This is a genomic window from Stenotrophomonas sp. (genome assembly GCF_059505245.1).
Genome location: NZ_JCACKF010000050.1, coordinates 66,987 through 74,398 on the forward strand (window position 1 = coordinate 66,987; position 7,412 = coordinate 74,398).

At 67.4% G+C, this 7,412-nt stretch carries 7 protein-coding genes and 1 tRNA gene; 5 read left to right on the top strand and 3 right to left on the bottom strand.

Annotated features, from left to right (window positions below):
- Window positions 1-236: 236 nt before the first annotated feature.
- On the top strand, window positions 237-2,192 hold the full coding sequence (locus AC5JLE_RS19510; RefSeq protein ID WP_014646101.1) for a peptidyl-prolyl cis-trans isomerase: 1,956 nt from the start codon (window positions 237-239) through the stop codon (window positions 2,190-2,192).
- 181 nt (window positions 2,193-2,373) lie between these two features.
- Here the strand turns inward: AC5JLE_RS19510 and AC5JLE_RS19515 are convergent, their stop codons facing one another.
- Both AC5JLE_RS19515 and gloB read right to left on the bottom strand, forming a co-directional pair.
- Window positions 2,374-3,576, bottom strand: a complete 1,203-nt coding sequence (locus AC5JLE_RS19515) for a lytic transglycosylase domain-containing protein (RefSeq protein WP_496065553.1) — start codon at window positions 3,574-3,576, stop codon at window positions 2,374-2,376.
- Entirely contained in the window at window positions 3,573-4,337 is a 765-nt protein-coding gene (gene gloB / locus AC5JLE_RS19520; RefSeq protein WP_014646155.1) for a hydroxyacylglutathione hydrolase, read from the bottom strand. Before gloB ends, AC5JLE_RS19515 begins: the two co-directional genes overlap by 4 nt.
- 11 nt (window positions 4,338-4,348) lie before the next feature.
- On the opposite strand from gloB, the gene AC5JLE_RS19525 reads away from it, so the two are divergent.
- From AC5JLE_RS19525 to dnaQ, 3 genes are read left to right on the top strand one after another with little or no spacing between them, the layout of a single operon-like run.
- On the top strand, window positions 4,349-4,993 hold the full coding sequence (locus AC5JLE_RS19525; protein WP_496065554.1) for a methyltransferase domain-containing protein: 645 nt from the start codon (window positions 4,349-4,351) through the stop codon (window positions 4,991-4,993).
- A 12-nt stretch (window positions 4,994-5,005) separates the two neighbouring features.
- Window positions 5,006-5,458 (top strand): ribonuclease HI, encoded by a 453-nt coding sequence (gene rnhA / locus AC5JLE_RS19530; RefSeq protein ID WP_014646157.1) that lies wholly within the window; start codon window positions 5,006-5,008, stop codon window positions 5,456-5,458.
- A 4-nt stretch (window positions 5,459-5,462) separates the two neighbouring features.
- Entirely contained in the window at window positions 5,463-6,194 is a 732-nt protein-coding gene (gene dnaQ / locus AC5JLE_RS19535; protein ID WP_014646158.1) for a DNA polymerase III subunit epsilon, read from the top strand.
- Window positions 6,195-6,305: 111 nt separating this feature from the next.
- On the opposite strand, the gene AC5JLE_RS19540 is transcribed toward dnaQ, so the two are convergent.
- Complete coding sequence (locus tag AC5JLE_RS19540; protein ID WP_014036153.1) at window positions 6,306-7,010, bottom strand: PP2C family protein-serine/threonine phosphatase; 705 nt, start codon at window positions 7,008-7,010, stop codon at window positions 6,306-6,308.
- 165 nt (window positions 7,011-7,175) lie between these two features.
- Here AC5JLE_RS19540 and AC5JLE_RS19545 point away from each other — a divergent pair.
- Window positions 7,176-7,266, top strand: a tRNA-Ser gene (locus tag AC5JLE_RS19545).
- Window positions 7,267-7,412: the final 146 nt, after the last annotated feature.

Genomic DNA, 7,412 nt, shown 5'->3' on the forward strand with positions numbered 1-7,412 from the left:
GAATGCTGGCCTGTCACGCCGGAGGTCGCGGGTTCGAGTCCCGTCCGCTCCGCCAACTTCAAAAGCCCTCGGCGCAAGCCGGGGGCTTTTTCTTTGCGCCATGGTGGAAATGGCCGACACGCGGATGGCGCATGCCTGCCGATGTGGGCGCAGGCCGCGCTGGCGCTGCTTTTGGTCCCTGCGGCGAAGCGGGTTACACTGCCGGGCTCGCCAATAAGGCCTTGTGATTCCTCACCATGCTGCAGAAACTCCGCGACAAGACCTCAGGCTGGATCGTCACTGTGATCCTGGGGCTGCTGATGATTCCGTTCCTGTTCGTGATCGACAACAGCTACCTCGGTGGCGTTGGCGCACAGAACGTGGCCAAGGTTTCCGCGCCGCCGACCTGGTGGCGTTCGGCGCCGTCGTGGTGGCCGGTGCGCATGCTGTGGCAGCACCACGAGATCAGCTCGCAGGATTTCCGCACGCGTTTCGAGCAGGAGCGCATGCGTGAGCGCCAGCAGCAGGGCGACAACTTCGACCCGCGCGCGTTCGAGAGCACCGAGAACAAGATGGCCGTGCTCGACCAGCTGATCGACGAGCAGGTCGTGCGCCTGGTCGGTGAGCAGGCGGGCGTGGTGATCGGCGACGGCGCGGTGCGCGAGTACATCGCGACCATGCCCGCATTCCTCGATTCGAACGGCAAGTTCAACGAGAACAACTATCGCCTGGCCCTGGCCGGCGGCAACCCGCCGCGTACGCCGACCCAGTTCCAGGAGCTGGTGCGCGAGAGCCTGCAGCAGTCGGTGATTCCGTCGGGCCTGCAGAGCTCCGGCTTCGTCACCCAGGCCGAGACCGAGCGCCTGTTGAAGCTGCTGGGCGAAACCCGCGACGTCGAGCTGGCCGCGTTGCCGCCCGTACCGGCCGATACCGCGCCGGTGACCGATGAGCAGATCAAGCAGTGGTACGACAGCCACGGCAAGGATTTCCGCCAGGCCGAGAGCGTGTCGCTGGAGTACGTCGAGATCAACGGCGCGAACCTTCCGGCACCGGCGGCGGCCGATGAAGCCACCCTGCGCAAGCGCTATGAAGACGAGAAGGCGAAGTTCACCTCGCCGGAGCAGCGCCAGGCCTCGCACATCCTGATTACTGGTGACGGCGCCGAAGCCAAGGCGAACAGGATCGCTGCCGAAGCCAAGGCCGCTGGTGCCGATTTCGGCGCGCTGGCCAAGGCCAATTCGGAAGATCCGGGCTCCAAGGACCAGGGCGGTGACCTGGGTTGGGTCGAGCGCGGTGCGATGGTGAAGCCGTTCGAGGACGCGCTGTTTGCGGCCAAGGCCGGTGACGTGATCGGCCCGGTGAAGACCGAGTTCGGTTACCACATCATCAAGGTGGCCGCTGTGCGCGGTGGCCAGGGCAAGTCGTTCGAGGAAGTGCGTGACACGCTGGCCGCCGAACAGCTGAAGGCCGACGGTGAGCGCGGCTTCAACGAGCTGGCCGGTCGCCTGGTCGATGCCATCAACAAGAGCCCGAGCGACCTGGCCGCTGCCGCCAAGGAAGTGAACCTGCCGCTGCAGACGCTGGGCCCGATCACCCGCGCGACCGCCAGTGGCATTGCCGCTGACCCGGCCGTGCTGCGTGCGGCGTTCTCCGACGTGCTGGTGCAGGACGGCACCGCCAGTGACCCGATCGCCCTGGGGGGCGCGACCAACCACAGCGTGGTCATCCGCGTGGCTGCGCACACCCCGGAACAGGCCCTGCCGCTGGACAAGGCTCGTGACCAGGTGATCGCCGCGATCCGCGCTGACCGCCAGCGCCAGGCCAGCGACAAGGCGGCCGATGCGATCCTGGCCAAGCTGAAGGCGGGTGCCACCCTGCAGTCGCTGGCCGCCAGCGAGAAGCTTCAGCTGAGCCCGATGCCGGGCCTGCCGCGCAGCCAGCCGGTGCCGACCCCGGAAATCAACCGCGCGATCTTCAGTGCGCCGGTGCCGGCCGAAGGCAAGCCGAGCTATGGCAAGGTCGACGTCAATGGCCACGCGCTGCTGTTCGCGGTGAACAAGGTCAATCCGGGCGACATCAAGGAAGTGACTGCAGAGCAGCAGAAGCAGCTGAAGGAACAGCTGAGCCAGATCGATGGCATGGCCGCGGCCAAGGCCTACATCGAGGCGATGCGCAAGAAGTTCGTGATCCAGACCACCGAGGCGAACCTGTAAGCCTTGCGGCGAGCAGATCGAAGAAGGCCCGGCATTGCCGGGCCTTTTTTTGTGCGGGCGCTGCTGGAAATCGAATTGTAGAGCCGAGCCCGTGCTCGGCTGGTCATGAACCCCGACAAGTCGCAGGCAAGAAAAAAGCCGAGCATGGGCTCGGCTCTACAGGAGGGTCCTGGCCTACGCGTCAGTCTTCGACGCGCAGCACGGCGCCCGGCTTCAGCACGCTGCTGCCGCTCAGGCCGTTCAGCGACAACAGGGCCTTGACCGGCATGCCGTAGCGGCGGGCGATGGTCCAGGCCGACTCGCCATCACGCACGGTGTGGCGGCGGCTGCGCGGACGATCAGCGATCGCGGCGACGGTCTTGGCCACCTGCGGCGTCGGTGCTGCGGTGGCGACTGGCGCAGCGCTGGCGACCAGGGCGGATGCGGTGTCCGCGACCGTCGCATTGGCAGCCGAGACAGGAGCCAGCACGCGGGTGGTACCCGACGAGGCGCGGCCACCGCCCGCCAGGGCGGGGTTGAGGCGGGCGATCCTGGCCGGGTCCAGGGCGCGCTGTGCGGCCCACTGCTGGACGCTGGTGCCGGCGGGCAGGGTGTGGTCCTTCAGCACCGGCACGGTGCGGTCCAGCGAGGCCATCACGCCCGGCTGGTCTTCCACGTCTTCCAGCACGCAGGCCAGGGCATGCAGCTTCTCGACGTAGGCATGGGTGACCGGCGACAGGCCGGGCAGCGCCGACGGCTTGGCGTTCTGCGCGTTCATGCCGGCCTTGCGCATGGACTGCAACACGCGGTACTCACCGGCGTTGTAGGCCATGGTGGCCAGGCGCCAGTCGCCGCCGAACATGCCGTGCAGGGTCTTCAGGTAGCGCACTGCGGCCTGGGTGGAATCGACCGCCGACAGGCGGCCATCGTAGCCGTTGGCCATGGGCACGCGGTGGTTGCGCGCGGTGGTGGCGATGAACTGCCACAGGCCGGTCGGGCCGCTGCCATTGCGGGCATTGGGCCGGTAGCCGCTTTCCACGAACGGGATCAGTGCGAATTCGGTAGGCAGGTTGGCCTTGCGCAGCTCTTCAACCACGTAGCCGAACAGCACCAGCGCATCGTCATCCTGGTTGGCCAGGCGCGACGGGGCGTGGGCGAACTGCTTCTGCCAGCGCGGGCTGGTGGCCTCGGCATTGCAGGTGGGCTCGGCCAGGCCGTCGCGGAAGCTGGAGAAGATCTCCTGGCCATTGCGGACCGACGCGGCCGGCAACGCGGCCGGATCCAGCGGCAGGGCCGCCGCGACGGCCAGGTTCTGGCCGATGCCCGCGCCCAGCGACTGGGCACCGGCGGTTCCGGCCAGCCCCAGGACCAGGCCCAGGGCCAGCGGCAGACTTCGGCGCATCATGCGCGGAAGCCGTCTTTCCAGTGCCGGAGACCGGCCATGACGTCGACGTCGTCAACGACGTCGCGGCCCAGGTGCGCCGACACTGCCGCGCGGATCGGCGCCGTGTGCACACGCAGGAACGGATTGCAGTCGAATTCGTTGGCCAGGGTTACCGGCAGGGTGGAACGGTCATCGCGGCGCATGGCCAAAGCCTCCTCTTGGCGCTGCCACAGGGCAGCGTTGGCGGGGTCGACATGCCGCGCGAAGACGGCATTTGACACGGTGTACTCGTGGGCGCAACAAAGCAGCAGTTGCGCGGGCAAGGTACCCAGCTTGCGCATCGATGCCAGCAGCTGGGACGGCGTACCTTCGAACAGGCGTCCACAGCCCAGGCTGAACAACGAATCTCCGCTGAAAAGATGTTCAGCAGTGTGAAACGCGATGTGGCTGCGGGTATGCCCGGGCACGGATAGTACGTGGAACGTCCGGCCCAGTGCCTGAACGCGTTCACCTTCGCCGACCCGCTCGGTCGCTGCAGGGATGCGCTCCTCGACGGGCGCGATGACCCGTACGCCGGGAAAACGTGCCTGCAACGCGGGCACGCCACCGATGTGGTCATCGTGGTGATGGGTGAGCAGGATCGTGTCCACGCGCAGGCCCTGATCGGCCAGCGCAAGCACCGGCGCGGCATCGCCGGGATCGACGACCACGGCGGCGCCAGCGTCGTCGATCAACGTCCAGATGTAGTTGTCCGCAAATGCGGGCAGGGCAGTCAGTCGCATAGAATTGGACCATGCCCGCGCTGCAGAGCACCCGTCAAGCGAGCCAGGCCCCGTGGTTCGACACTGAACCGGCGGGCTCCTTGCGCGTGCTGGAGCGGCAGTTGCTGCTGCCGCAGCTGTCTGTCCTGCCGAAGCAGCCCTGGCTGTGGATCGCACCGAGTGCGGCCTGGCTGGAGGATGCGCAGCTGGGTGGGCGCGGGCTGCGGCTGTTCCGGCAGGGCCAGGGCTATGCCGGCGACACCCGCTGTGCGCTGCCGCTGCCGCTGGCCAGCGAGAGCGTCAACGCGGTCGTGCTGCAGCATGTGACCGCGGGCGATGCGGAGCGACTGCTGGACGAGTGCGAGCGCGTGCTGATGCCGGGCGGCCACCTGTGGCTGAGCAGCCTCAACCCGTTCAGCCCTTACCGCACGCATTGGCGCCAGCACGGACTGGTGGTGCGCACGCCACAGCGGATCCGCCTGCTGCTCGGCCGCCACGGGCTGGAGTGCGACGATATGCGTTACCTCGGCCCGCTCTGGCGCGGTGCAGGCAGTCGCCGCACGGGCGGTTGGGCGCCGCTGCGCGCGGCCTGCCTGTTCCATGCTGAAAAGCGCACGCTGGCCCTGCCCGGGCCGAAACCGTTGCCGGTGCGTTGGCTCGGCACCGTTGCCACCTGATCTGGAGTTGTATTGAAAACCATCGAAATCCACACCGACGGTTCCTGCCTTGGCAATCCCGGCCCCGGCGGCTGGGCTGCGCTGCTGCGCTACAAGGGCCACGAGCGTGAACTGAGCGGCGGCGAAGCGCACACCACCAACAACCGGATGGAGCTGATGGCGGCCATTTCCGGGTTGGAGACGCTCACCGAGCCCTGCAACATCGTGCTCTATACCGATTCGCAGTACGTGCGGCAGGGCCTGACGCAGTGGCTGCCCGGCTGGATCCGCAAGAACTGGAAGACCGCCGGCGGCGACCCGGTGAAGAACCGCGAGCTGTGGGAGCGCCTGCATGCCGCGACGCTGCGGCACCAGATCGACTGGCGCTGGGTAAAGGGCCACTCCGGTGACCCGGACAACGAGCGGGTGGATACGCTGGCGCGCAACGCGGCCATCCAGATCCGCGACGCCAGCCCGGTAAACTGAGCCCATGCGTCAGATCATCCTCGATACCGAAACCACCGGCCTGGAATGGAAGAAGGGCAACCGCATCGTCGAAATCGGCTGCGTGGAGCTGTTCAAGCGCCGCCCGACCGGCAACAACTACCACCAGTACATCAAGCCGGACTGCGAGTTCGAACAGGGCGCGCAGGAAGTCACCGGCCTGACCCTGGAGTTCCTGGCTGACAAGCCGGACTTCGCGCAGATCGCCGATGAGTTCCTGGCCTTCATCGATGGCGCCGAGCTGATCATCCACAACGCGGCGTTCGACCTGGGCTTCCTCGACAACGAGCTGTCGCTGCTGGGCCCGCAGTACGGGAAGATCACCGATCGCTGCACGGTGATCGATACCCTGGTGATGGCGCGCGAGCGCTTCCCGGGCCAGCGCAATTCGCTGGATGCGCTGTGCAAGCGACTGGGCGTTGACAACTCGCACCGTGCGCTGCACGGCGGCCTGCTCGATGCGCAGATCCTGGGTGACGTGTACATCGCGCTGACCTCGGGGCAGGAAGAGATCGGATTCGGCCTGGGGGATGACGATGGCGGTGGCGCCGGTGCGGCGCTGCAGGCCTTCGATACCAGCAAGCTGCTGCCGCGCCCGCGCGTAATGGCCACGCCGTCGGAGCTGGAAGCGCATGCCGCGCGGCTGGAGCGGCTGCGCAAGAAGGCCGGCCACGCACTGTGGGATGGGCCGAAGGTGGAAGAGGCCGCCAGCGCGTAATGCCTGGAAGAGGTAGTGCCGGCCGCTGGCCGGCATTTGCGTGAACACGTTTCCCGGTGAGCCGGCCAGCGGCCGGCACTACCGCCTCCACGCATGGCGTGGATCTACGGGTTAATGGCAGCGCACCAGGATCACGCTGATGTTGTCGCGGCCACCGCCGTCGAGCGCGGCGGCGACCAGCGTGTCCACGCATTCCTGTGCGCTTGCATCCTCGAAGGCGAGGGTGCGGGCGATGCCGCGGTCGTCCACTTCCTCGGTCAGGCCGTCACTGCACAGCAGCAGCTGCATGCCGGGGCGCAGCTCGCCGCTGGTGGTGGCCACGTTCAGATGTGCCGGATCGGTGACGCCCAGCGCCTGGGTGACCACGTTGCGATGTGGATGCGCGCGTGCCTGTTCGGCCGTCAGGTTGCCCTGCGCGACCAGTTCCTGCACCACGCTGTGATCCTGGCTGAGCTGTGCCAGCTGGCCGTCACGCCAGAGGTAGGCACGGCTGTCGCCGACCCATGCCACTTCATAGCGATTGCCCTGCACGCGTGCGGCGACCACGGTGGTACCCATCGGCAGGGTGTCGTTGCGCCGCCGCGAGGCGCGGATAATCTCTTCGTCGGCGGTGCGGATGGCCTGGGCCAGCGGCGCGCCACGGCGGATCTCGCGCACGATGGTTTCGCGCGCCAGCGCGCTGGCCACCTCGCCGCAGGCGTGGCCGCCCATGCCATCGGCCACCAGCCACAGGGCCAGCTCGCTGTCACCGTAGTAGGTGTCTTCGTTGAGCTCGCGGCGCAGGCCGGGGTGGGTGAGGTGTCCGAATTCGATCATGGTGTGCAGGGGCGGGGTATTGCTGGGGAGACAGGCATCATCGGGGGGCTGCGGGCATCCGGCAAGGCATGCATCCAGGAAATTTTCACTTCATTGACCGGAATGACTTGTCGTCGGCCTGACTTCCTCGTATGATGCGCGTCCCCGGTCCGCCGGGGACCACCCGGAGAGGTGGCAGAGTGGTTGAATGTACCTGACTCGAAATCAGGCAGGCGTTTATAGCGCCTCGGGGGTTCGAATCCCCCCCTCTCCGCCAGATAAAGAAAAAGGGCTGCCGAAAGGCAGCCCTTTTTCTTTATCTGGCGCGGGACGCGACGCGCTCTGCGTGTCGCCCCACACGTTGCTGTGCAACGTGTGGGCCCCTCCCTTTGCCGGCCTCTCCCCGCCCCTGTCGGGGCAGCC